The sequence below is a fragment of the Verrucomicrobiota bacterium genome, assembly GCA_016871675.1.
In the GTDB taxonomy this organism is placed as follows: domain Bacteria; phylum Verrucomicrobiota; class Verrucomicrobiia; order Limisphaerales; family VHCN01; genus VHCN01.
Genome location: VHCN01000014.1, coordinates 1 through 22772, shown reverse-complemented (window position 1 = coordinate 22772; position 22772 = coordinate 1). Strand labels below are relative to the sequence as shown.

Genomic DNA, 22772 nt, shown 5'->3' with positions numbered 1-22772 from the left:
CGGCCGCGGACCCACCCAACCACCCATGAGCACCCGTCCGCCACCCGACCGGCTGTCAGGCGCTGCCTCCAAGCGCTGGTTGGCCGCGACAGGGGTCTTCGTTGTCGCGTTCGTTGTCGCGAGCCCGGCGACCTGCTCGCAGTCAGCACCGCCCGCGCCCGCGCCGCCGCCCGTGCGCGAGATCGCGCCGGGCGTCTTCCAGATTGGCAAAGTGCGGCTCGAAAAAGCCGCGCGCACCGTGTCCTTCCCGGCCACCTTGAACATGACCAACGGCCCGCTCGAGTATTTGCTCGTCACACCCATCGGCAAGACGCACGAGAGCCTGCTCAAGACCGACGTCGAGCCGCATCACATCCACGTCGCGATGCTGCTGCTCGGCGCGAAAGGCGCGCAGGCGAAGGCGACCAACGCGCCCTCCGGCGGCCCGGCCACGGCGGCCTCGCTTGCACCGTTGCGTGACAAGCCGATGCCGGGCGAGGCCGTGAGCATCGAGATTGCATGGAAGTCCGGCGCGAAGAACCACCAGCGCCGCATCGAGGAACTTGTGCTGAACACCAGGGCGAAGGCCGCGATGACGCGCGGCGACTTCGTGTTCAATGGCTCGCTTATCTGGCAGGGCGCCTTCGTCGCTCAACAGGAAGGCTCGATCATCGCCGCCATCACCGACCCCGGCGCCATCTTCAACAACCCCCGCCCGGGCCGCGACGAGGATGACGCATGGACCGTGCTGTCCAAAGAAGCTCCACCGCTCGACACACCCGTGACCGTGACCATCAAGCTCACACCGCAACCCCCCGCGAGACCGTGATCACCCGCGCCCGACCTCCTGATCCTCATCCTCCCATCCGCCCGCAACTGCGAGACGCCGAAGGAGATTAAGATTGAGGGCAGGATCAAGATCGCGAACCACTTTGCTGAACATGAACGCCCCGCTCCGATGTGCGCTCGGCGCCGCGCTCGCGCTCGCGATGCCCGCGGCCGCGGCCGACGTGTCGCTTCGCAACGAAGTCCAGCGCGCCATCGACCGCGGCGCGGCGTGGATGCTCGCCAGCCAGAACTCCAACGGCTGGTGGTCCACGGCGGATCATCCGGCGATCACCGCGCTCGCGCTCACGGCCCTGAACGGCGACCCTTCCGGCCGCGCGGCGAAGGTCAATCCCGCCGCGATGAAGAAGGGGTTTGCGTTCATCCTTTCCACCGCGCAGCCCGACGGCGGCTTCTACGTGCGCGAACTCGCGAACTACAACACAGCCGTCTCCATGATGGCGCTCCTCACCGCGAAGGACCCCGCGCACGACGCGGCACTGCGCAAGGCCCGCGCGTTCCTCGTCGGCTCGCAGATTGACCTCGGCGAAGCGGGCAAGCTCGACACACCGCTCGACGGCGGCATCGGCTACGGCAGCAAATACAAGCACAGCGACTTGAACAACACGCTGCTCGCGCTCGAAGCGCTCTACTATTCGAAGCACCTCATGGCCGACCGGCCCGCGGGTGAGTCGAAGGACCTCGACTGGAAGGCCGCCATCGCGTTCCTGCAGAACTGCCAGAATCTTCCCTCGCACAACAAGGAGCCGTGGGCCACCGATTCGCCGGAAAACAAAGGCGGCTTCATCTATTATCCCGGCCACAGCATGGCCGGCGGCGCGACGAACTCCGCGACCGGCCGCGTCTCGCTGCGCTCCTACGGCAGCGCGAGCTACGCGGGACTGCTCAGCTACGCTTACGCCGACCTCAAGCGCGACGACCCGCGCGTGACCGCGGTCTTCGACTGGCTTCGCGCCAACTACACGCTCGAGGAAAACCCCGGCATGGGTGCGCAGGGCCTCTATTATTACCTGCACACGATGACCAAGGCGCTGACCCTCCACGGCGTGGACACGTTGCAGACGAAGGACGGCAGGCGCATCAACTGGCGCAAGGACGTCGCGCTGAAGCTGCTCAACCTCCAGGCCCGCGACGCCTCGTGGGCCAACGACACCGCGCGCTGGTGGGAGAAGGACCCCGTGCTCTCGACCGCCTACTCGCTCATCGCGCTGGAGATGATCCACCGCGGATTGTGAGGGCTGCGCCGTGTTCTGGCCCCGCAAGAAAAAGTCCGAGAGCCTCTACTACATGCTGCCGGGCATGACCCGCTCAAACCGGCGGGTGCGGCGGATCGCGCTCGTGTGGGCCGTCCTCGTTGCGCTGGCCGTCGCGGCGCTGCTTTGCGCGGCGCTGGTCTTCATCGGGAAACGGTGAGCGGAGCCTCTCATCCCCGAAAACCACGGGCGACAACGCGAAGGACGAAGACCGTGAGGAGTCTCGCCGTCGGTGATCGCGGCGGATTGGCCGCCCTCGCCGTTTTGACTTCCGCCGCACCGTCACCTAGCCTCGCGGCGCCATGAACGTGCTCCGTCACTCCGATGCCGGCTTCGCGGAAAGGCTCGCCAGCCTCGCCGCCGCATCGAGCCTGTTCGATCCGGAGATCGAGGCGCGCGCGCGCGGCATCATCCAGGACGTGAAGGTGCGCGGGGACGCGGCGTTGCTTGAACTCACCGAGCGGTTCGACGGCGCGAAGCTGGACGCGGAACACCTCGCCGTGTCGCAGGCGGAACTATTCGCCGCGTCGCTGAAAGCGGACGGGCCGTTGCGGAAGGCCGTGGCCGGGGCGCGCGGCAACATCGCGGCGTTCGCGAGGAAGTCACTTCGGAAAAACTGGCGGTCGCGCAACTCCCATGGCGCTCGCGTCGGTGAAAAGTTCGATCCGTTCCGGCGCGTGGGCATCTACATCCCCGGCGGCACCGCGCCGCTCGTGTCGACCGCGTTGATGACCGTGACCCTCGCGCAGGTCGCGGGTTGCGGGGAAATCGTCGTCTGCACCCCGCCCGGCCGCGACGGTTCGGTGAATCCCGCGTTGCTGTTCGCGGCGCGCACGGCGGGCGCGACGGAGATTTTCAAGGCCGGCGGCGCGCAGGCGATTGCCGCGATGGCGCTCGGCACGGCGACGATTCGACCCGTGCAGAAAATCTTCGGGCCCGGCAACGCCTACGTGGTCGCGGCCAAGCGGCTGCTCTTTGGCCGTGTCGCGGTGGATTTGCTCCCCGGCCCGAGCGAAGTGCTCGTGCTCGCGGATGATTCGGCGGATCCCAGGTTCATTGCCGCCGACTTGCTCGCGCAAGCCGAGCACGGCTCCGGACACGAGCGCGTCTGGCTCGTCACCCCGTCGGCGAAACTGCTCACGTCCGTGGAGAAGGAAGTCGCACGACAGCTTCCCGCGCTCGGGCGGCGCGAGTTCATCGGGAAGGCGCTCGCGGCGAATGGCTGGCTCATCCTCGTCAAGTCGGTCGATGCCGCGGTTGCACTCGTGAACCAGCTCGCGCCCGAGCATTGCGAGGTGATGACGCGCAATGCGGCGCGCGTGTCGGCGCGCATCACGACCGCGGGCGCGATTTTCCTCGGCGGCTGGTCGCCGACGGTGCTGGGCGATTACGTGGCCGGCCCGAGTCACACGCTGCCGACCGGCGGCGCGGGCCGCTCGTTCGCCGGGCTCACGGTTGATCAATTTCAACGTCGAACCAGCATCGTCCAATACGACCGCGCGGCGCTGAGGAAGGGAGCGGCCGGTGTGAGGGCATTCGCCGAACTCGAGGGACTCGATGCGCACGGCCGCTCGGCCTCGATCCGACTGGAGGACGAATGAGCCTCGTTCGTCCGCTCGTGCGACGCCTGCGCGCCTACGTGCCGGGCGAGCAGCCAAAGATCCGCGGGCTCATCAAGCTCAACACGAACGAGAATCCTTACCCGCCATCGCCCAAGGTGTTGCGCGCGGTGCAGGCCGCGGTGGATGGCCGGCTGCGGCTGTATCCGAACCCGACCGCCTCGGCGCTGCGCGAAAGGCTCGCGAAGCTCCATGCTTGTTCGCCGGACAACGTCATCGTCGGCAACGGCTCGGATGAGTTGCTCGCGTTGGCGACGCGGGCGTTTGTTGAAGGGCGGCGTGCGGCGTGCGTCACGCGGAATCGGCCGGAGTCCGTCGTGCAGTATTTCACTCCAAGCTACTCGCTCTACCCCGTGCTTGCGGACATTCACGGCGCGGTTCGCAACGCCATGCCGCTGCGCGCGGACTTCAGCCTCCCTTCGCTTGCGGAGTTGATGCGCTCGAGCCAGTGGGAATTCCGTGCCGCGCTCACGTTCATCACCACGCCAAACGCGCCGAGCGGCCGCGGCTACGGCACGGCGGAACTCGACGCGCTCTGCCGCGCGATGAAGGGCGTGGTCGTGCTCGACGAGGCGTATGTGGACTTTGCGGACGAGCACGCGATGCCGCTCGCGCTCCGGCACCGGCACGTGCTGGTGTCGCGCACGTTCAGCAAGGCCTACTCGCTGTGCTTCCAGCGCGTCGGCTACTTCATCGGGCATCCCGCGCTCATCGCGGCGCTCGACAAGATTCGCGACAGCTACAACGTGAACGGCCTCGGCCAGGTTGCCGCTCTCGCGACGCTTGAGGACCTGCCGTATTACCGGGCGAACTTTCGCCGCATTGTCGCATCGCGCGAGCGCTTGTCCCGCGCGCTGACAGCCCTCGGCTGGACGGTGCTGCCAAGCCAGGCGAATTTCGTGCTCGCGCGCCCGCCCCGATTCCCCGCGAAGGAATGGCTCGCGAAGCTGCGCCACCGGAAGATCCTCGTCCGCTGGTTCGACCAGCCGTCGGTGCGGGATTACCTGCGCATCACCATCGGTTCCGAACCGGAAATGGCCGCGCTGCGGCGGGCGGCGGCGCAAGCCGGCGGCGCGTGAGGGCTCATGGCTGACAAATCCATCTTCATCGCCGGCCACCGCGGGCTCGTGGGCAGCGCGCTGGTGCGCCTGTATTCGCAGCAAGCCGGCTGGCGCATCCTCACCCGCTCGCGCGCGGAACTCGACCTGCGCGACACTTCGTCCGTGGACCGTTTTTTCGACGCCGAGCGTCCGCAGCACGTCATCCTCGCCGCCGCGCGCGTCGGGGGCATCCGCGAGAACGCGGACCATCAGTCGGAGATGCTGCTGGAGAACTTGCAGATTCAGAACAACGTCATCAGCGCGGCATTCCGCGCGGGCACGGATCGGTTTCTCTTCCTCGGCAGTTCGTGCATCTACCCGAAGCTCGCGCCGCAGCCAATCCGCGAGGACGCGCTGTTGACGGGCCCGCTCGAGCCGACGAACGAAGGCTACGCGCTCGCGAAGATCGCGGGGCTGAAACTCTGCCAGTTCCTCCACCGCCAGCACGGCCGGCGGTTCATCAGCGCGATGCCCACCAACCTTTACGGCCCGCACGACAACTTCGACCTCGAATCCTCGCACGTGCTGCCCGCGCTCATCCGCCGCTGTCACGAGGCGAAGTTGGCGGGTGCGCGAACCGTTACCCTGTGGGGCTCCGGCTCGCCGAGGCGCGAATTCCTTCACGTGGACGACTGTGCCGCCGCGTGCGCGCTGCTGCTCGAACGATACGAATCGCCGGAACCTGTGAACGTGGGCGTGGGCGAGGATGTGAGCATCCGCGAACTGGCGGAGCTCGTCGCAGACATCGTTGGTTTCCGTGGCGGCTTGCAGTGGGACACTTCCCAGCCGGACGGCACGCCGCGCAAGCTGCTCGACGTTTCGCGCATCCGCGCGCTTGGGTGGAAGTCGCGCATCGGCCTGCGCGAGGGGATCGAGCGAACCTACCGGTGGTTCTGCGAAGACGCTTCGGGCGCGTCGCGGTCACGCTGACGGCCGTTGGGTGGTTCGAGTCACGGCTTCTCGGTGACGTCGCGGAGCAGCTTCGCGGTTTCTTCGAGCTTCAACGACTCCGCGAGCGCGAGCGGTGTGCGGCCGAGGTTGTCGCGCGCGCCGGGGTCGGCCTTGTGCGCGAGGAGCAGCTTGACGATCTCCGGCCGGTTGCGCGAGGCGGCTCCGTGCAATGGCGTGTTACCTCGCGAGTCCGGCGCTGAAACCGCCGCGCCGCGGTCGAGCAGCAGTTCGACGAGGGGCGCGTGGCCGGCGACCGCGGCCAGGTGCAGCGGCGTCTGCCCGCTGTTGTCCTTCGTGCCCTGCTCGGCGCCCGCGGCCAGAAGTTGTGCGGCAACTGCCGAGCGGCCCCTGGTTGCGGCGATGTGAAGCGGAGTGGTGAGCTGGCGGTTGCGCGCCTTCGGGTCTGCTCCGTGGTCGAGCAGGACCTTCACAGTCTGCTCATCACCCGCGCCCGCGGCGTTGTGCAGCGGAGTGGCGCCCGAGTAGTCGCGGGCGTTCACCTCGGCCTTGTGCTGCAACAGGAGGCCGACCAGCGCGGGGCTGGATGCGCCCGCGGCTTCATGGAGCGGCGTGCGCTGCATGTCGTCCACGGCGGTGGCGAGGGCGGCGTTGGTCCGCAGGATGGACTCGGCTTCCGACAGCAGGCCGCCGCGCGCGACAGCGCGGATGCCGATGCCCTCGGTGACGCGGTTCTCCACGCCGCCCTGCGCTCTCAACTGGGCGACGATGTTGCTTGGGCCGAGTTCGCGCGCGACGGAGTAGGGCGTGCCGCCGCCATGGTTGGTCGCGTTTGGATCGGCCTTGTGTGCCAGGAGAATGGTGACCGCCGTGAAGTTGGTGGAAGCCGCGGCGATGTAGAGCGCGGTGTTGCCGAGCGCGTTGCGAAGGTCCACGCACCCGGGGCTCGCCGCGAGCAAACGGATGAGCGCATCCGGCTGTGGGCGCTGCACCGCGGCGCGAATCTCCGCGCCGCGGACGCGCTCGTCCGTGCGCGCGCCGCCGTTGCGGAGGATTTCAGCGGTCTGCCGGAATCCGAGCTCGACGGCGATGGAGAGCGGGGTTTCACCGCGATGGTTGGGCGGCGGGTTCGGGTCGGCCCGGTGCGCGAGGAGCAATTCCGCCATCGCCTTGTTGCCGCGGAAGGCTGCGACGTAGAGCGCCGAGTCGCCGCGCTCGTTTCGGGCGCTGGCGAGCGCGGGATTCGTGGCGAGGAGCTGCCGCGCGCGCGCGAAGTCGTTGGCGAGCGCCGCTTCGATGAGCGCGGCGATTTCAGCTTCGGTGGGCGGGAGCGGAATTCCCATCGCCGGTGGCGGCGCGGAGGGTTGCCCGGCTGAAGTCGGCGCGGGACCGACGGGCACCTCCGTCCGCGGCCGGCACGCGCTTGTCGCCAACGCGAGCGCGGCCATTGCAAGACAGTTGAGCACCGGCTTCATCGGGCCGGAGCATAGCGGGGCGCGCCGAAAAGTGAATCGGGGAAGCGCCGGATGCGGCGCCGGCGATTCGAGCCCCCGGCCCGCGCCCCGCCGGGGTTTCGTGAATTTCACCGAAAGCGGGCTCGTCGAGTTTCACGCACCCGCCGCACAAGGCCATTTTGCCGTGCGCACCCTGTCGCCATCGCCTGAGAAGGCCCGAACCCGACGCCCCACTCCGAGGGCAGCGTCGTCGCGGCGTGCCGCCCGGGCCGCCCTGTGCGGGCTCGCGGCGTTGTTCGCGGGCTGCACGGCGGCGCATCACCAGAAATCCGCGGATCGCGAAGTCTATTCGCTGCTGGCGAAGAAGGAGCTGCGCGTGCTCGGGCGCACGAACGAATTCCGCATCGACACGCCCTACTCGGCCCGCGAGCCGAAGTCCATCCCGCCCGCGGAGATCATCCTCGACCGTTCGCGCACGAACTCGATGGTGCTCACGTTGCAGGACGCGCTCCGTATCGCCGCGGCGAACAACCGGCAGTATCAATTCCGCCGGGAAGGCCTGTATCTTTCGGGCCTCGCGCTCACGCTGGAGCGGCACTTCTTCGCGGCCCGCGTCACGCAGTCGCTCGGCGCCTCGGTGGGACGCGACTCATCGGGTGGATTTGTCGCGGAGAATGACCAGTGGACCGTCTCGCGGCTGCTCAAGACGGGCGGCAGCCTCACGGCGAGCCTCGCGAACGACCTCACGCACTATTTCACCGGCACGCCGGGCCGCACGGTGACCAGCGCGCTGTCGGTGAACTTCACGCAGCCGCTGCTTCGCGGCTTCGGCGCGGACATCGCGGCCGAATCGCTCACGCAGGCCGAGCGCGACACGGTGTATGCCGTGCGCGACTTTGCGCTGTTCCAGCAGGCGTTCGCGGCGGACGTGGTGACGACCTACTTCCGGCTGCTCCAGCGCAAGGACGCCGTGCGCAACGGCTGGAGCAACTATCAGAAGCTGCTGCGCGGCCGCGAGCAGGCCGAGGCGCTCTCGAAGGGCGAGCGGCTCGCGGCGTTCCAGGTGGACCAATCGCGCCAGGAGGAACTCAAGGCCAAGGTCGCCTACATCTCGGCGGTCGAGTCCTACCAGGCGAGCCTCGACGGCTTCAAGCAACTGCTCGCGCTGCCCGCGGGGTTTGAACTGATCCTCGACGACACCGCGCTCGCCGAACTCGCCGCGCCCGGCCTGCTCCCGGTGCCCCTTACCGAGGAACAGGGTTTCTCGCTCGCGGTCGCGCACCGGCTCGACGTGCTCAACGAGATCGACCGCTTCGAGGATGCGCAACGCCACGTGGGCGTCGCGCGCGACGCGCTGCGGCCCGGGCTCCTCTTCACCGCGGGCGCGTCGCTGAACAACGACAACGTGAACTACTCCAAGTTTGTGTGGAACAACACGACCGTGTCCTCGGGGCTCCAACTCGACATCCCGTGGGACCGGCTTCCGCAGCGGAACGCCTTCCGCGCGACCGTCATTGCGTTCGAGCGGCAGCTTCGCACACTCGGCATCACGCTCGATGCCACGCGCGACAACGTGCGCGCCGGCTTGCGCACGCTGGGCACGGTGGGGCAGAATTACGACATTCAAAAGCGCGCGCAGCAGCTCGCCGAGCAGCGCACCGACGCCGTGAGCCTGCTGCTCTCCGCCGGCCGCGCGCAGGTCCGCGACCAGCTCGAGGCGCAGACGGCGCTCGTCGCCGCGCAAAACGCCGTCACGCAGGCGCTCGTGGACCATCTGGCCGCGCGGCTGAAACTCTTGATCGACATTGGAATGCTCGACGTGAATCAGGACAAGTTCTGGCTCAAGCCCGCCCGGCTGCCGGGCGCCGCGCCCGTCGCGCCCGCGAATCCCGCGGCGGCGGAATCCGACGTGCTCCCGCCGGAGAAAGTCTTCGGCAAGCCATGAGCGCGCCCGCTTCCAACAGCCCGGCCCCGCTGCGCGTCGCACGACAGCGCCCGCTGCTGGTCGTGGCGGCGCTGATCGCCGCGGTCGCCGGCGGCGTGGTCTTCCTCAAGAGCCGCAAGCCGCCCGTGGCGCAGCAGAGCTACTTCACCGTCAAGCGCGGCAACTTCCCGGTGATGATTCTCGAGGGCGGCACTCTGCGCGCCACGCAGGAGCTCATCGTCCGCAGCGAGCTCGAGGGCACGCCGCGCATCATCAGCATCGTCCCCGAGGGCACGTCCGTGAAGAAGGGCGACTTGCTCGTCGAGCTCGACGCCGCGGGCATCAAGGAGAAGGTGGCGACCCAGGACCTGACCGTGCAAAGCGCCGAGGCATCCTTCACCCGCGCGAAGGAGGACCTCGCCATCCAGAAACTCACGATGGACGCCGCGGTGAAGGACCAGGAACTGCGCGTGGAATTCGCCGAGTCCGACCTCGAGAAATACAAGGAAGGCGACTGGCCGCAGCAGAAGAAAGGCATCGAGGCGCGCATCACCATCGCCGAGGAGGAGATGCAGCGCGCGCAGGACCGGCTCAACTGGACCGTGCAGCTCGAAAAGCGCGGCTACGCCACGCGCGACGAACTCAAGGCCGACCAGCTCACCGTCAAGCAGAAGGACCTCACCATCTCGCAGGCGAAAGAGGAGCTGCGGCTCGCGCAGAAATACGATTTCCCCAAGAAAGTCCGGCTCTTGGAGTCCACCGTCGAGCAGACCAAGCTCGAACTCCTGCGCGTCCGCCAGCGCGCGGCCTCGACGATCTCGACCTACGAAGCCGACGTGAAATCCAAGCAGGCGCAGCTCGAAAAGCAGCGCGAGCGCCTCGGCGAGGCGAAGGAGCAGCTCCTGCTCACGAAGATTTTCGCGCCGCAGGAGGGGCTTGTGGTTTACGCCACCGGCAGTTCCGCGAGCAGCGGCATCCTCATCGAGGAGGGCGCGACCGTCCGCCAGAAGCAGGACATCATCAAGCTCCCCGACGTGACGCAGATGATGGTCGAGATTCGCGTGCACGAATCGCACGTGCGGCAGGTCAAGCTGGGGTTGCCCGCGAACGTGACCATCGACTCGCTGCCCGACAAGCAGTTCACCGGCATCGTGAAAAAGATTGCCGTGCTGCCCGATTCCTCCAGCCGCTACTACAATCCCAACCTCAAGGTTTACACCACCGAGGTCTGGATCAACGAGGAACTCACCGACATCAAGCCCGGCGTGTCCGGCCGCGCCGAGATCATCATCACCAACCTCACGGACGTGCTCACCGTCCCCATCCAGGCCGTCACCACCGTCAAGGGCCAGCAGGTCTGTTACGTCGAGAAGAAAGGCCGGCACTTGCAGACGCCCGTCGAAATCGGCCTCTACAACGACCGGCTCATCGAGATCAAGAACGGCCTCCAGGAAGGCGACAAGGTCCTCCTCGCCGCGCTTTCCGAATCGGAGTCCATCCCCGTCGAAGAGGCCGACAAAGCCGAGGAAAGCGCCGCCCCAAGAACCAACGGCGCGCCAAAGCCGGCGGAGCCCGCCGCCCCCGCGCTCACCAATGCGGCGGCACCGCCCTCGGCCCTGGAACCACTTCCTCCGGGGGTCCGGCGCTCCGGCGGCTCGAGTCCGGTGCGTGGCGAATTCGCGCGGCCCGCGCCGAGGCCGCCACGGCCCGCACCGGCCGAGCGCGTGAAGAAGTCCGGGTAGTCGCGCGTGCCGACCGAGCCCATCATCCGCATCGAGAAACTCGAGAAGACCTACCACCTCGGCGAAGTCGAGGTGCGGGCCCTGCGCGGCGTCGACCTCGCAATCCGCCCCGGCGAGTATGTGGCCATCATGGGCGCGTCCGGCTCCGGCAAATCCACGCTGCTCAACGTGCTCGGCTGCCTCGACCGCCAGAGCGCCGGCAGGTATTACCTCGGCGGCGAGGACGTCGCCGCGATGGACGACGACGCGCTCTCCGCCTTCCGCGGTCGCACGCTCGGTTTCGTCTTCCAGAGCTACAACCTCATCCACCAGCTCAGCGTGCTCGAGAACATCCACGTCCCGCTTTTCTACCAGGGCCGCGACCTCTCGGAATGCGGCGCGCACTGCGAATCGCTCGCCCGGCTCGTCGGCCTCGGCGACCGGCTCGACCACCGGCCCAAGCAGCTTTCCGGCGGCCAGCAACAGCGCGTCGCCATCGCCCGCGCGCTCGTGAACGACCCGCTGCTCATCCTCGCCGACGAACCCACCGGCAACCTCGACTCCACCACCGGCGTGGAAATCCTCGACCTCTTCGACCAGCTCAACGCCTCCGGAAAGACCCTTGTGCTCGTGACCCACGGCGACGAGGTCGCCGAGCGCGCGCACCGCGTCGTGCACATGAAGGACGGCGTGATCGACCGCGAGATCACGCGCCCGCGCAACGCTTCAACCGGCCCCCGGCCACCGGCAGGCGGCAATTCACACTGAATGCGCCTCGGTTCACTCATCCGCATCGTCCAGCTCGGCTTGAAGAGCCTTCTGCTCCACAAGATGCGCTCCGTGCTCACGATGCTCGGCATCATCTTCGGCGTGTGCAGCGTCATCGCCATGCTCGCCATCGGCGAGGGCGCGAGCTTCGAGGCGCAGGAAGCCATCAAGAAGCTCGGCTCCAGCAACATCATCCTCCGAAGCGTCAAGCCGCCCGCCGACCACAAGGCCGCGACCGGCGGCCGCAGCTACGTCGCCGAATACGGCCTGACCTATTCCGACCTCGGCCGCCTCGGAACCATCCCGGGCATCAAGCGCGTGCTTCCGATGCGCATCATTCGCGACGAGGTGCGTTTCAACACCATCGTCCAGCAGGGCCAGATCATCGGCACGCGGCCGCTTTACGCCGAGATGTCCGGCGTCGACATCGTCCGCGGCCGGTTCCTCACCGACTTGGACGAGGCGCGGCAGAACAATGTCTGCGTGCTCACGCTCGCGCTCGCCTCGAACCTGTTCCCCTATCAGGACCCGCTCGAACAGGAGGTGCGCGTCGGGCCGGATTACTTCACCGTCGTCGGGCTGCTTCGCGAAAAGAGCACGGCCGAGAAGCGCCCGCAGTCCGGCCCGATGGAGGGGCAGGCGCTCGACAACAACATCTACGTGCCGCTCTCCACCGCGCGCAGCCGCATCGGCGAGACCATCATCCGCCGCTCCGCCGGCACGTTCGAGGCGGAGAAAGTCGAGTTGCACCAGCTCACCGTTCAGTTCCATTCCGACGACGACGTGCTCGTGGCCGTGCCGCAAATCCGCGCGATGCTCAAGCGGTTCCATCCCAAGTCCGACTTCGAGATCATCGTGCCGCTCGAGCTGCTGATCCAGCGCGAGGCGACCAAGCGCGTGTTCAACATCGTGCTCGGCTCCATCGCCGCCATCTCGCTGCTCGTCGGCGGCATCGGCATCATGAACATCATGCTCGCCACCGTCACCGAGCGCACCCGCGAGATCGGCATCCGCCGCGCGCTCGGCGCCCGGAAGCGCGACATCACCACGCAGTTCCTCGTCGAGACCGTCGTCCTCTCCATCGGCGGCGGGCTCATCGGCGTCGTCGTCGGCATCGCCACGCCGCTCGTCGTCTCCGCGCTCACGGCCATGAAGACCGTCATCACGCCGTGGTCCGTCCTCATCGCGTTCGGCATCTCCGGCGCGGTGGGAATTGTCTTCGGCCTCTACCCCGCGCGCCGCGCCGCGGAGTTGGATCCCATCGAGGCGCTCCGGCACGAATGAAACTGACGCCGCCGGTCCGGGCCGCGGATTCACCCGCACGGAACTGGTGGTGACCATACTCGTGCTGCTGGCGGGCGATCGAAACCTCACGAATAGCGTTTTGGCGAGTGGCGGACTGCTGACGATGTCTCGTCATGATTTGCCCGGCTGGGATGGGGCCCGGCCCGGCGGATTCGGGATGCTCGCGCTCGCTGATGGGAGTGTTCACCAGATGGACACGGCGCAGCTTGACGCTCACCTCTCCAGTGTTTCGCTCCCGCCCACGAACCGTCTCGCGCTGCCTCTGCCGTGGCGCGCTCTGCCGGGTCGTTCACAGCTTCGTCTGCACCACCACCATCCGCACGCTGCCGGCCGGGACGGTGATCACCGCCTGCGAGTTCGTGCCGGCGGGGATCCACCGCACGGCCTGTTCGGTGAAGCACTCGTAGCTGCGCGTCACGGCGAACGGCGCGCGCAGCGTCACCGTCTGCGCCTCGCGATGGTCCGTCGGCAGCACGCCGTGCTGCGGCTTGATCACCCCGCGGTTGTTGAGCAGGCCGACCAGCCAGCCGCCGTCGTCGAGGCGGTTGAGCGTCCACTCCACGTCGCCGGTCACGCGCACGGGCACGAGCCCCTCGGCAAGGTGCCGCATCACGAGCGCCAGCACCGGCACCGGCCGTTCGTCGAAGCCGAGCCCGAGCGACGCGCCGATGGCGATGAGTTGTCCCGCGCCCGCGCGGCGCACGAGCGCGAGCGGGATGTTGTTCCCCGCGGTCGCAAGCACGCGGTCGCGTCCCGCGGCCATCGGCCGGTGGCGGAATGTTCCCGCCGCGAAGCTCTCGCCGCCGGGCTCCCACTTGAACGCGGACGACTCGACGGCGGGCGCGAACGCGGGCAGCTCGAGTTCCTTCACGCCCGGGCCGCTGAGCTGGTCGGCGCAGACGACGAGCGTGCCGCCGCCGCGGACGTAGTCGCGCAGCGCCCTGCCCCATTCGAGGCTCACGGTGATTTCGCCGGCGCAGACGACGGCGGGATACGTCTTGAGGATCGCGGCGCGCTTCGGCGCGGTGACGATCACGTCGAAGATGTCGCCGAACACGCCGCTCACGTAGCCCTGCCGCGCGCCGCTGGCGGGTTCGTTCTGCGTCTCGGGCGCGGGGAAATACGCCACGTCGAACCAGCCGCGAAGGGCCGCCTCGTGCCTTCCCGGCGCGAGCACGGCGGGGTTCAGCTCGGCGTCGAGCGCGAAGGAGGCGGGCTGGAACCGCTCCTGCGACCAGCCGTGCGCCTCGTCGAGCAGGAAGGCAACCGGCGTGAACTGCGTCCCGCGCGGGTGCTTCTTCGCCACGCGCAGCACGGCCTCGGCGACGCGGCCCTTCGGCGAGAGCGTGACGGGGAAGCCGTCGCCCGCGCTGTTGCCGCCGGGCTTCCAGAACATGTCCACGCCCTGCTCGTTGTAGAACGCGTCCACGCCCGCGAGGTGCCACAGCACGTAATCCTTGAGCAGCCAGTTCACGCCCGCGCCGGCCCATGCGTCATACTGGTTGTCGAGAATGTAGCGCGACGACGCCGGGTAGAAGTAGGCCTCGCGCGAGAACATCGTCGCCGCGTCGCCGAGGTTGCAGGACTGGTAGTCGAAGAACCTCGCGCCGAACTGCCGCGCCGCGCCGCGCAGGAACGCGAGCCGCCGCGCGAGCGTGGGCGAGTTGCCGGTGTTCTCGTGGCCGATGCGCCTCTGGCCCCACGCGCCGAGCGCGTGCGCGTAGGCCTCCATGTTCGCGGAGAGGCAGGAGTTGATCGGCGCCCACGTCTCCTCGGGCGTGAGCGGCGCGCCGAACCAGTTCGTGAACTTCTTCACCGTCGCCGCCGTGTCGAGCTCCCGCAGCGCGTCGAGCACGTCCGCGCGGGACTTCGCGGCGCCGATGCGCGCGTTCAAGTCGGCCGCCGGCGGATACGCGTAGGAAAGGCTCTCGCCTGCGATGAAGCCGGCGAACTGCTTCTCGACCTTCTTGAAGTTCGCCCGCAGCGCCGCGCGGTCCGAGTCCTTCGTGAACCGCGGCTCGCCGTAGTTCAGCAGGATGGCAAACCTGCGGTCGGGGTTGCGCGCCAGCCAGTCGAGGAACGGCGAGTCGTTGGTGAAGACCGCCGGGTAGAGCGGGATGTGCACCACCGCGCCGCTGAGCGGATGCGAGAAAATCGGCGGCGCGCTCGTCCGGAACGCGGCGAGGAAGTCCTTCACCAACGGGCCGTCCACGCCAAACGGGAAATCGAGCCGCTCGGCCGCGGGCTTCTTCAACTCGTCGAGCCACGGCTGGCCGACATTCCACAGGAAGGACGGCGGGCCGTCGGAAATCTTCCACGGCTTGGGGATGTCGTGGTTCGGTCGCGACTTGATGAGCGGTTCGATGGGCGGCGCCTCGGCGGCGGCGGGCGCGACGGTGGCATTGGGATTCGGCGGCGCGGCATTCGTCGCGCGGAACGTCCGCATGACCTGCCACACGGCGAAGTCGGGCTTCTCGCGCCCGCGCGGGCGGTAAGATTTGTCGGTGGTGAGGCAGAGGCAGTCGATCTGCCGGCGCGCCTCGGACGGCGCGTTGACGAACAGCTCGACCGTCGCGGCGCCCTTCTCGAGCACCAGCACGGTGCTGTCCCACGTGAAGGCCCAGTCCCAATACAGCGCGAGCGGGTCGAGTTCATCGGCCACCGGTCCGCGGCCGAACGTGTGCTCCGCGCTGCGGTCGCCCTGCTTGATGCGCACGCCGAACTCCTCCTTCCTGCCCCGATAATCGGCGTAGCGGACCCACAGCGTGTAGGCGCCCGCGGCGGGCAGCTCGATGTCGCGGCGTACCACCGCGTTCGTCTCGTCCGCGCGCGTGGCGATGCTCAGGAACTCGCTCTCGCCGCCCTGCGTCCACTCGGGCGCGACGCCCGGCCCGGACAAGCTCCACGAGCCGCGTGTTGTGTTCGAGGGTTGTTGGAAGGAGAAGTTCGCGCCGCGCAACGGGCGGAAATACTCAGACTCCATCCAGACATGGTGCGGCTGCGGGACGGGGTCGCCGTCAGCGGCGGAACCCGCGAGGCTGCTGGCGGCAATCAACCACGCGAGCAGGCGGGCGAGGAATGGCATGCCCGCAGACTCGCACGAACCCTCGAGGCCGGGAAAGAAAAAGGCGGCCGCAACGCGCCCGGCCCGGCCCTGCCGACGCGACCTGACCCAGGTGGCGGATTTTCCGCATCAGCGGATCCGCCGACTTCTTCCTCCGACTTCGGGGTCTCGAGGTCGAAGTAGACGATGTTTGGCACGCGGGAGTGTTCAAAGTTCAAGGTTCAAAGCCGGGTTGGTTGGTTGGTTGGTTGACGGGCAGAATGGCCATCGGCCTTCGGCCATCCGCAATGCTCCGGGCTGCTTCCAACTTCCCATGCGCGGGGCGGGGCGTTAGACTTCGCGCATGGACCATTCGAGAACCGCGGGCGCGCGTCGGCGTGACGTTGACTGACCGATGGCGGTTCCCTCGAACAGCGCGGGCAACGGCGATTCGGACGAGGCGCGCCTGCGGATTTACCTGCTGCCGAACCTGCTCACGGCGGGCAACCTGTTCTGCGGGTTCCTCGCGATCACGCGGGTGGTGGAGGCGGACATCAACTCGCCGACGTTCCCCGGCGTGATCCGCGAGGCGATCCTGTTCATCATCCTCGCGTGTGTGTTTGACCTGCTGGACGGGCGTGTGGCGCGGATGGGCGGTTTTGAAAGCCCGTTCGGGCGGGAGTTTGATTCGCTGGCGGACATCGTGTCGTTCGGGGTGGCGCCGGCGTTCCTGGTGCACCGGGTGGTGTTGCGGGATGTGTTTGTGGACCGGCCGGAGCTGGGCTGGTTCATCGCGTCGATTTACCTGATCTGCGGCGCGTTCCGGCTGGCGCGCTTCAACTGCCTGGCCACGATGAATCCCGACGAGGGCGGCGGGAAGGAGTTCGTGGGCTTCCCGATCCCGGCGGCGGCGGGGTTGATCGCGTCGCTGACGCTGTTCCTGCTGTGGTGGAAGGACAAGGTGGCGGACTTCAAGGAGACGCCGCTGCGTTATGCGCTGCCGGTGATCCTGGTGTTCCTCTCGGCGATGATGGTGAGCCAGGTGAAGTATCCGACGTTCAAGAAGCTGGACTGGCGGGCGCAGCGGCCGTTCGTGAAGATGGTGATCATCGCGGTGGTGATCGGGTTCGTGGTGATCCTGCGCGAGAAGATCCTGCCGCCGGTGCTGCCGCTGGTGTTCACGGCGTATCTGGTTTACGGGTTTATCCGCCCGCGCATTTCCAAGCAGATGATCCGCGACATCGAGGACAACGACGAGGAGGAGGCTGCACCGCCCGGGGCTTCGGAACGGGGCGCGGGCGCCCCGGCGAAGGAGGGGAAGTGAACGGAGGCGGCGGACAATCCGCGTTCCGTGTCTGGCGTCGAAGCGCGGTCTCCGCCCTGAACACCGACGGTTGAAGGCGGAACACCGGACGTTTGAGCCATGGGTGACCTGACGATGCGCGATGTGTGGGAGCTGGCGATCAGCTTCACCACGGGATTCCTCGCGGGCTTCGTCTACAATATCCCGGTCGGGCCGATCAACATCAGCATCATCAACGAGGGCGCGCAGCGCGGCTTCGTGCGCGCCACGCTCATCGGCGCGGGCGCGATGGTGATGGACGCGGTGTATTGCGCGCTCGGCTTCGCGGGCGCGTCGTCGCTGCTGGCGTCGCGGCACATCCGGGCGGCGCTCGAACTGGTGAGCTTTCTGCTGATGCTCTTCCTCGGCTTCAAGTATTTGCTCGCGCCGGACATCCCGACGATTTCGCGCGGGGCGGACGTGATCGAGAAGAAGCTGCACCCGCACACGGCGTTTATGACGGGCTTCGTGCGGATGCTCGGGAACCCGAGCGTGCTGGTGTTGTGGCTCGCGCTGGCGGCGACGTTCACGGCGCACCAGTGGGTGGACCCGACGTTCGAGAGCAAGGTGGCGTGCGTGCTGGGCGTGGCGCTGGGCGCGCAGGCGTGGTTCACGCTGCTCGCATGGGGCGCGTCGCTCGGCCACCGGAAGCTCTCCGAGCGCACGCTGCTCAGGCTCTCACACGCGTCGGGATTCGGGCTGCTGCTGCTGGCCGTCTACATCGGCTGGCGGCTGGTGCACCTGCTGGCGCAGCGGTAGGGAGATACGGGATTCGGGTAGTGGCTCATTTTGAAATGTAGAGCCGGCTCCGTGAGCCGACCCGTTGGCGCACAGCGCCAACGCTACACCCAATTGAGCCACTGCCGAAATTCGGAACTCTGAATTCGAACCTACGGCTGCGGCGCCGGCTGCCCCTTGTTGGCCTCGGCGCCGGCTTGCCGGGCGAAGACTCCAGAGCGTTCGAGCTCGCGATTGAACCACTCGTTGAACGCGTAACTCACGCGGCCCTCCCGCAACTCGTCGGTGAAGCCGGGCAGGTCCTTGTCGATCTTGTCCTGCGTCGCGCCGGTGATGTCCTTCACGAAAAAGACATACGCGCCGCCGAACGTGGGCTCGGGCTGGCTGACTTTGCCCTTGCCGAGGCGGAAGCCCTCCTCGCGGTAGCGCTGCAAGTCCACGCCCCGCTCGTCAAGCTGGGCCATCTGGCGCAGGCGCCGCGTGAGCGCGGGCACCTCGATCACGGCGAGTTGCTCCGCCACGGCGGCGTCCTTGAACGCCTTGCCCTGCGCGAGGCTGTTGGTGAGCTTGGTCATCGCGGTGCGCGCGGCCTGCATGCACAGCTCGTGCGATTGCGCGCGCTTGTAGTCGGCGATGACCTTGTCCTTGACCGCTTCGAAGGCCGGGTTCTCGCTCGGGATGCGCCGCTTGAGGGCCATGATGTAAATGCCGTCCGGCCCGGCGACCGTCGGGGACAGTGGCGACTCGGCCGTGAGCGAGAAGGCGGTGCGCGTGAAACGTTCGGGCAGGTTCTGGCCCACGGGCCCCTCGACGTCGTCGAACGGTCCGGAGTCGAGCACGGGCATGCCTTTCTGCGCCGCGAGGGCGAAGAGGTTGGTCGGGCCGACGTCCTTGATGCGATAGAGTTCGTTGGCGAACGCGGTGGCCGCGCCGAGCGCGTTCGTGCTGGCGTGGGCCTTGCGCAGTTCGTCGCGGATGTTCTTCTTCGCCTCGTCGGGCGTGAGCGTCTTGCCGCCGGGCGCGCTCAGCGCGTTGGTGCCGCGCTGTTCGAAGATGGCGTCAATGCGCGCGGCGAGGTTGGTCTCGGCGGCCATCGTCTTGTCGGCGAGCGCGAGGTAGTTGGAGTTGGCGAACACAATGTAGCCCACCTGCGCGTGCTCGCGGATGCGGTAGGAGGCGATGCGGTTGGTGAAGAACTGGACGAGCGCGTTGGTTTCGATCACGACGCTGTTCACGAAGTTTGTGTCCTGAAAAAACACGGCCTCGGTGACGACCGACTCGTGGTCGCGCCGGAAGAACGCCTCCGCCGCGCGCGAGGTGATGAGCGAGCCGCTCATGCCGCGGACGGCGACCAGGTGGCGCAGGCCGATTTGATTGCGGAGGAAGCGGTGGAAGTCCTTTTCCGAAAAGCCGCGCGGTGCGAGCTGCTGCTGGAGAAAGCCCGCGTAAGCCTTCGGGTCGAACTTCTCCGGCTGCGCGCGGTCCCTGAAGTTTTGTTTGATGAACCGCGCCACCTCGGCGTCGTTGACCACGATGCCGCTGCGCTTGATCTCCTCGTTCAAGACGAGCCGCTTGCGGGCTTCCGTGTCGAGGTCGAAGCCGCTCATGCGCATGACTTCCGGCCGGTCGGGCCACATGCCGGACTGGCTGAAGAAGGCGAGCTGCGCCTCGCGCGCCGCCCCGTTGATTGCGAGCGTGCCGATGGGTTTGCCGTAGAGGGTGCCGTAGTTCCCGCCCTCCCGTCCGGCGAACTGGGCGTCGGGCGTGAAGAAGACAACGAAGCTGATGATGATCACCGTGATGATGACCGCCCACATCCACTGCGAGTGCTTTCGTATCGTGCCGAGCATAGTCTTCGAAATTGAGGGCGCACCCTACTCGCGCGCGCTCGCGAGGGTCAAACTCGAAAACCGCCGGCGATGGCGGGACCACTCTCTCCCCCCGCCCGACGAGGGGAGAGGGATGGGGTGAGGGGTGCAATAAATTGAGATGCACCCGGCCGGCGGGCGGCCCGGAGTTTTTCATTCCACCGGCCCGGGTGTTTGGCTACGGTCGCGGCCAATCGCCCGCAACCATGAACGCCCCATTCCCCAAGCTCCTGCTGCTCGCCGCCCTGCTCGGTTTCACCGCGCCGACTGCCCGCGCCGCCACGGCGGACAAGACGCTCGACATCTACTGGATTGATTCCGAGGGCGGCGGCTCGACGCTCATCGTCACGCCCGACGGCGAGTCGGTGCTGGTGGACACGGGCAACCCCGGCGTGCGCGACCCGGGCCGCATCCACAAGGTCGCCACGCAAGTCGCGGGCTTGAAACAGCTCGATCACGTCGTCATCACGCACTTTCATTCCGACCACTATGGCGGGCTGGCCGAGGTCGCGGCCCTCATGCCGGTGGGCACGTTGTGGGACAAGGGCATCACCGACGCCAACCCCGACGGCAACCCAAAAGACACGCGGTGGCCGGCGATGAGCAGGGCCTATCGCGACGCGAAGGTCGGAAAGCGCGCGACCATCGAGGCCGGCACCATCCTCCCGCTCAAGCAGCCGCAGACCGCGGGCAACCCCAAGCTCGAGCTGCGCTGCCTCGGCGCAAACAAAAAGTTCGTCAGCCCGCGCCCGGAACAGTTGCGCGCCAACCCGCTCGCGGGCTCGGTGCCGCCGAAGGACGCCGACCCGAGCGACAACGCCAACAGCGTGGTGCTGCTGCTTCAGCTCGGCGCATTCCGGTTCTTCGACGGCGGCGACCTGAGCTGGAACATCGAGGAAAAGCTCGTGAGCCCGCACAATCTCGTGGGCGTGGTGGACCTTTACCAGGTGAACCACCATGGGCTCGACGTGAGCAACAACCCGCTGCTCATCCGTTCGATCGCGCCGACGGTTTCCGTGATGAACAACGGCCCGCGCAAGGGCACCAGCAAGTCCGCGATGGACGCCCTCAAATCCGTCCCCGGTCTCGCCGCGATGTATCAGGTCCATGAGAACGTCCGCCCCGACAAGGAGAACACGGGCGAGGCGGCGATGATTGCCAACAAGGGCGACCTCGGCGAGAAGTGCGAAGGCCATTATCTCAAGTGCTCCGTGCGGCACGACGGCGGGTCGTTCACGATGTTCGTGCCCTCGACCAGACACAACCGGACGTTCCAGACGAAGACGAAGTAGTGTGGCGCCCTTCGCAATCGCCGCGTCCCCGCGTCCCCGCGTCCCCGCTTCTCGCCTCGCGGATCCGGCTCAGGTTTTGATTAAATTGAGCGCGCCCATTTCCTAGGGTGTCCCCGCCCTGCGCCGGCAGGTCGGGTCGGACGGAAGTGGCCCTCCTCTGCCAGTTGACCGAGACACTGCGCCTCGCGATCGGTGGCGAATTCGGCAGACGCCTCGCGTCTGCCGAGAAGCCGGCGGCGAACTTGGGCCGTCAAAGTGGCGACCAGCGCTGGTGCTTGTAGCGGGCGTAAATCCAGTGGAAGTCCAGATTCCCGGGCCCGCCGCCGGGCCAGTAGAAGGATGCGGTTCCCTGGCCCGACAGGATGGCTGCTCGAATGATGCGCGGGTCTTCCCAACGGCGGATCTCCGCGTGGCCGTCCGCGAAGGACACGCTGCTCGCGTTTCCGTGATAGACCGCGAATGGATCCACCCAGCCCGCCCCCGACGGGGGATTCAGTGTGTTGTTGTTCACGTTGATCACCCACGTGCCCCAGTTGTAGCCGCGCGGGTCGGATTCCTCGAGGAACACCAGTGCGTCGGAAGGCCCCGTGATCTCGATCATCCGGGTGTAGGCGGGCTGATTGGGGTTCTGCCACACGCCTCCGTTCATGCCGTTGGCTTTCGAGTAACTATCCCAGCCGAAACCAGTCGTGGTCGTGAGGTCCTTGCGTTTGTCTCCGGGGCAATGATACGCGAGCGTGGCCGGAACATACCGGAACAACTGGCCCGTCCTGATCCCGGCTTCGACCCACGCCTGCGCATCTTCGCGTGAGGCGGCTCGCCAGGTCGCATTGCCATTCGCCGGGGCGTTGATGGTGACGCCTGCGGGAGTGAGAGGCCCTGGCCAGTAGCCGCCGCCCTGTAGGTTGGCGATCATCTTGTCGTCGAAGTCGGTCGCATAAACCGTGAATCCCAGTGCGAGTTGCTTGTGATTGTTCACGCATGAGATGCCGGTTGCCTTCATCTTTGCCTTCGACAACGCAGGCAGGAGCAGTCCAGCGAGAATCGCGATGATCGCGATGACCACGAGCAGTTCGATCAAGGTAAAGGCAGCCCGATGGGGCGCGGGAGCGGTTTCGTTGTTCATGGCGACTGGGTGCTGAGGCTGGCGGGAACTTATCAGGCACAAGGCTTCCGGCAACACAATTTCCGGAGGTGGCATCCGGTCCACGGGCACCCGCGGAGGAACTGGCGATTGACGCCGCCTGCCTCGAACCCAACAATGCGCGCACGGCGTCGGGCCGGCAGTTTTCGTTTCCGTGGATCGTCGCGCCGGCGAAGCCGTCCGCGCCGCTCGCGGTGCTGGCCTCGAACATCACGTGGAACGCCTACAACTCCTTCGGCGGCCGCAGCAATTACATCCACGCGGACCAAATGCCCGCGACGCCGACCGTCAACGCGCGCTTCGAGCAGGCGTGCCACCTCGCGCCCGACGAGTGGCGGCTGGTCGTCGCGAAGCAGCGCGCGCGACGAGCAACCGATGCAACCCGTGGAACAACGCCACTCTTGTCACCCCGCCTCACTTCGTCGCATTCGTCCCGAAGCGGGTCGTCAGTTCGTAGGTGAACGTCT

The 22772-nt window shown here is 67.4% G+C and carries 16 protein-coding genes and 2 pseudogenes; 13 read left to right on the top strand and 5 right to left on the bottom strand.

Annotation, left to right across the window (positions count from 1 at the left end):
* Window positions 1–25: 25 nt before the first annotated feature.
* The 5 genes from FJ386_05035 to FJ386_05015 all read left to right on the top strand — a co-directional run bounded on the left by FJ386_05035 (window position 26) and on the right by FJ386_05015 (window position 5727).
* The gene (locus FJ386_05035) at window positions 26–808 is read left to right on the top strand and encodes a hypothetical protein (protein MBM3876070.1); all 783 of its coding nucleotides are present in this window, start codon (window positions 26–28) and stop codon (window positions 806–808) included.
* Between the two features lie 112 nt (window positions 809–920).
* On the top strand, window positions 921–2060 hold the full coding sequence (locus FJ386_05030; GenBank protein ID MBM3876069.1) for a cycloartenol synthase: 1140 nt from the start codon (window positions 921–923) through the stop codon (window positions 2058–2060).
* Between the two features lie 320 nt (window positions 2061–2380).
* Window positions 2381–3679 carry a histidinol dehydrogenase gene (gene hisD / locus FJ386_05025; protein MBM3876068.1) on the top strand — a complete coding sequence of 433 codons (1299 nt, stop codon included), beginning with the start codon at window positions 2381–2383 and terminating at the stop codon, window positions 3677–3679.
* A complete protein-coding gene (gene hisC, locus FJ386_05020) occupies window positions 3676–4776 on the top strand; it encodes a histidinol-phosphate transaminase (protein MBM3876067.1) in 1101 nt (366 codons plus the stop codon). Before hisD ends, hisC begins: the two co-directional genes overlap by 4 nt.
* A gap of 6 nt (window positions 4777–4782) precedes the next feature.
* Window positions 4783–5727, top strand: coding sequence for a GDP-L-fucose synthase (locus FJ386_05015; GenBank protein MBM3876066.1), 945 nt, complete (start codon window positions 4783–4785; stop codon window positions 5725–5727).
* 20 nt (window positions 5728–5747) lie between these two features.
* On the opposite strand, the gene FJ386_05010 is transcribed toward FJ386_05015, so the two are convergent.
* A complete protein-coding gene (locus tag FJ386_05010) occupies window positions 5748–7181 on the bottom strand; it encodes a hypothetical protein (GenBank protein ID MBM3876065.1) in 1434 nt (477 codons plus the stop codon).
* A gap of 766 nt (window positions 7182–7947) precedes the next feature.
* Window positions 7948–8233: pseudogene (locus FJ386_05005) on the bottom strand (2'-5' RNA ligase).
* On the opposite strand from FJ386_05005, the gene FJ386_05000 reads away from it, so the two are divergent.
* Genes FJ386_05000 through FJ386_04985 form a run of 4 tightly spaced genes read left to right on the top strand, consistent with a single transcriptional unit; the run spans window position 8047 to window position 12857 of the window.
* Entirely contained in the window at window positions 8047–9105 is a 1059-nt protein-coding gene (locus FJ386_05000) for a TolC family protein (GenBank protein ID MBM3876064.1), read from the top strand. The pseudogene FJ386_05005 and the gene FJ386_05000 overlap by 187 nt on opposite strands.
* The gene (locus tag FJ386_04995) at window positions 9102–10826 is read left to right on the top strand and encodes an HlyD family efflux transporter periplasmic adaptor subunit (GenBank protein ID MBM3876063.1); all 1725 of its coding nucleotides are present in this window, start codon (window positions 9102–9104) and stop codon (window positions 10824–10826) included. Before FJ386_05000 ends, FJ386_04995 begins: the two co-directional genes overlap by 4 nt.
* Before the next feature lie 6 nt (window positions 10827–10832).
* Window positions 10833–11573 (top strand): ABC transporter ATP-binding protein, encoded by a 741-nt coding sequence (locus FJ386_04990; protein ID MBM3876062.1) that lies wholly within the window; start codon window positions 10833–10835, stop codon window positions 11571–11573.
* Window positions 11574–12857 (top strand): FtsX-like permease family protein, encoded by a 1284-nt coding sequence (locus tag FJ386_04985; protein MBM3876061.1) that lies wholly within the window; start codon window positions 11574–11576, stop codon window positions 12855–12857. It abuts the gene before it with no gap.
* Window positions 12858–13167: 310 nt separating this feature from the next.
* On the opposite strand, the gene FJ386_04980 is transcribed toward FJ386_04985, so the two are convergent.
* The gene (locus FJ386_04980) at window positions 13168–15963 is read right to left on the bottom strand and encodes a hypothetical protein (GenBank protein ID MBM3876060.1); all 2796 of its coding nucleotides are present in this window, start codon (window positions 15961–15963) and stop codon (window positions 13168–13170) included.
* Window positions 15964–16336: 373 nt separating this feature from the next.
* On the opposite strand from FJ386_04980, the gene pssA reads away from it, so the two are divergent.
* Together pssA and FJ386_04970 are read left to right on the top strand one after the other, a co-directional pair.
* Window positions 16337–17245 (top strand): CDP-diacylglycerol--serine O-phosphatidyltransferase, encoded by a 909-nt coding sequence (gene pssA / locus FJ386_04975; protein MBM3876059.1) that lies wholly within the window; start codon window positions 16337–16339, stop codon window positions 17243–17245.
* A gap of 99 nt (window positions 17246–17344) precedes the next feature.
* Window positions 17345–18022, top strand: coding sequence for a hypothetical protein (locus FJ386_04970; protein MBM3876058.1), 678 nt, complete (start codon window positions 17345–17347; stop codon window positions 18020–18022).
* 131 nt (window positions 18023–18153) lie between these two features.
* Here the strand turns inward: FJ386_04970 and FJ386_04965 are convergent, their stop codons facing one another.
* Window positions 18154–19851 carry a hypothetical protein gene (locus tag FJ386_04965; GenBank protein MBM3876057.1) on the bottom strand — a complete coding sequence of 566 codons (1698 nt, stop codon included), beginning with the start codon at window positions 19849–19851 and terminating at the stop codon, window positions 18154–18156.
* 224 nt (window positions 19852–20075) lie between these two features.
* Between FJ386_04965 and FJ386_04960 the strand changes: the two genes are divergently transcribed.
* The gene (locus tag FJ386_04960) at window positions 20076–21161 is read left to right on the top strand and encodes an MBL fold metallo-hydrolase (GenBank protein ID MBM3876056.1); all 1086 of its coding nucleotides are present in this window, start codon (window positions 20076–20078) and stop codon (window positions 21159–21161) included.
* A gap of 250 nt (window positions 21162–21411) precedes the next feature.
* Here FJ386_04960 and FJ386_04955 read toward each other — a convergent pair whose 3' ends face one another.
* Window positions 21412–22287: a prepilin-type N-terminal cleavage/methylation domain-containing protein gene (locus tag FJ386_04955; protein MBM3876055.1), complete on the bottom strand. Its 876-nt coding sequence runs from the start codon at window positions 22285–22287 to the stop codon at window positions 21412–21414.
* 134 nt (window positions 22288–22421) lie between these two features.
* Here FJ386_04955 and FJ386_04950 point away from each other — a divergent pair.
* Window positions 22422–22604, top strand: a pseudogene (locus FJ386_04950) (carboxypeptidase regulatory-like domain-containing protein).
* The last annotated feature ends 168 nt before the right edge of the window (window positions 22605–22772 follow it).

Bases quoted from the DNA above. Each gene is read 5' to 3' on its own strand.
- FJ386_05010 (MBM3876065.1), bottom strand. From the start codon at position 7,181: ATGAAGCCGGTGCTCAACTGTCTTGCAATGGCCGCGCTCGCGTTGGCG.
- pssA (MBM3876059.1), top strand. From the start codon at position 16,337: ATGGCGGTTCCCTCGAACAGCGCGGGCAACGGCGATTCGGACGAGGCG.
- FJ386_04985 (MBM3876061.1), top strand. From the start codon at position 11,574: ATGCGCCTCGGTTCACTCATCCGCATCGTCCAGCTCGGCTTGAAGAGC.
- FJ386_05030 (MBM3876069.1), top strand. From the start codon at position 921: ATGAACGCCCCGCTCCGATGTGCGCTCGGCGCCGCGCTCGCGCTCGCG.
- FJ386_04980 (MBM3876060.1), bottom strand. From the start codon at position 15,963: ATGCCATTCCTCGCCCGCCTGCTCGCGTGGTTGATTGCCGCCAGCAGC.
- hisD (MBM3876068.1), top strand. From the start codon at position 2,381: ATGAACGTGCTCCGTCACTCCGATGCCGGCTTCGCGGAAAGGCTCGCC.
- FJ386_04965 (MBM3876057.1), bottom strand. From the start codon at position 19,851: ATGCTCGGCACGATACGAAAGCACTCGCAGTGGATGTGGGCGGTCATC.
- FJ386_04960 (MBM3876056.1), top strand. From the start codon at position 20,076: ATGAACGCCCCATTCCCCAAGCTCCTGCTGCTCGCCGCCCTGCTCGGT.
- hisC (MBM3876067.1), top strand. From the start codon at position 3,676: ATGAGCCTCGTTCGTCCGCTCGTGCGACGCCTGCGCGCCTACGTGCCG.
- FJ386_05015 (MBM3876066.1), top strand. From the start codon at position 4,783: ATGGCTGACAAATCCATCTTCATCGCCGGCCACCGCGGGCTCGTGGGC.
- FJ386_04955 (MBM3876055.1), bottom strand. From the start codon at position 22,287: ATGAACAACGAAACCGCTCCCGCGCCCCATCGGGCTGCCTTTACCTTG.
- FJ386_05035 (MBM3876070.1), top strand. From the start codon at position 26: ATGAGCACCCGTCCGCCACCCGACCGGCTGTCAGGCGCTGCCTCCAAG.
- FJ386_04995 (MBM3876063.1), top strand. From the start codon at position 9,102: ATGAGCGCGCCCGCTTCCAACAGCCCGGCCCCGCTGCGCGTCGCACGA.
- FJ386_04970 (MBM3876058.1), top strand. From the start codon at position 17,345: ATGGGTGACCTGACGATGCGCGATGTGTGGGAGCTGGCGATCAGCTTC.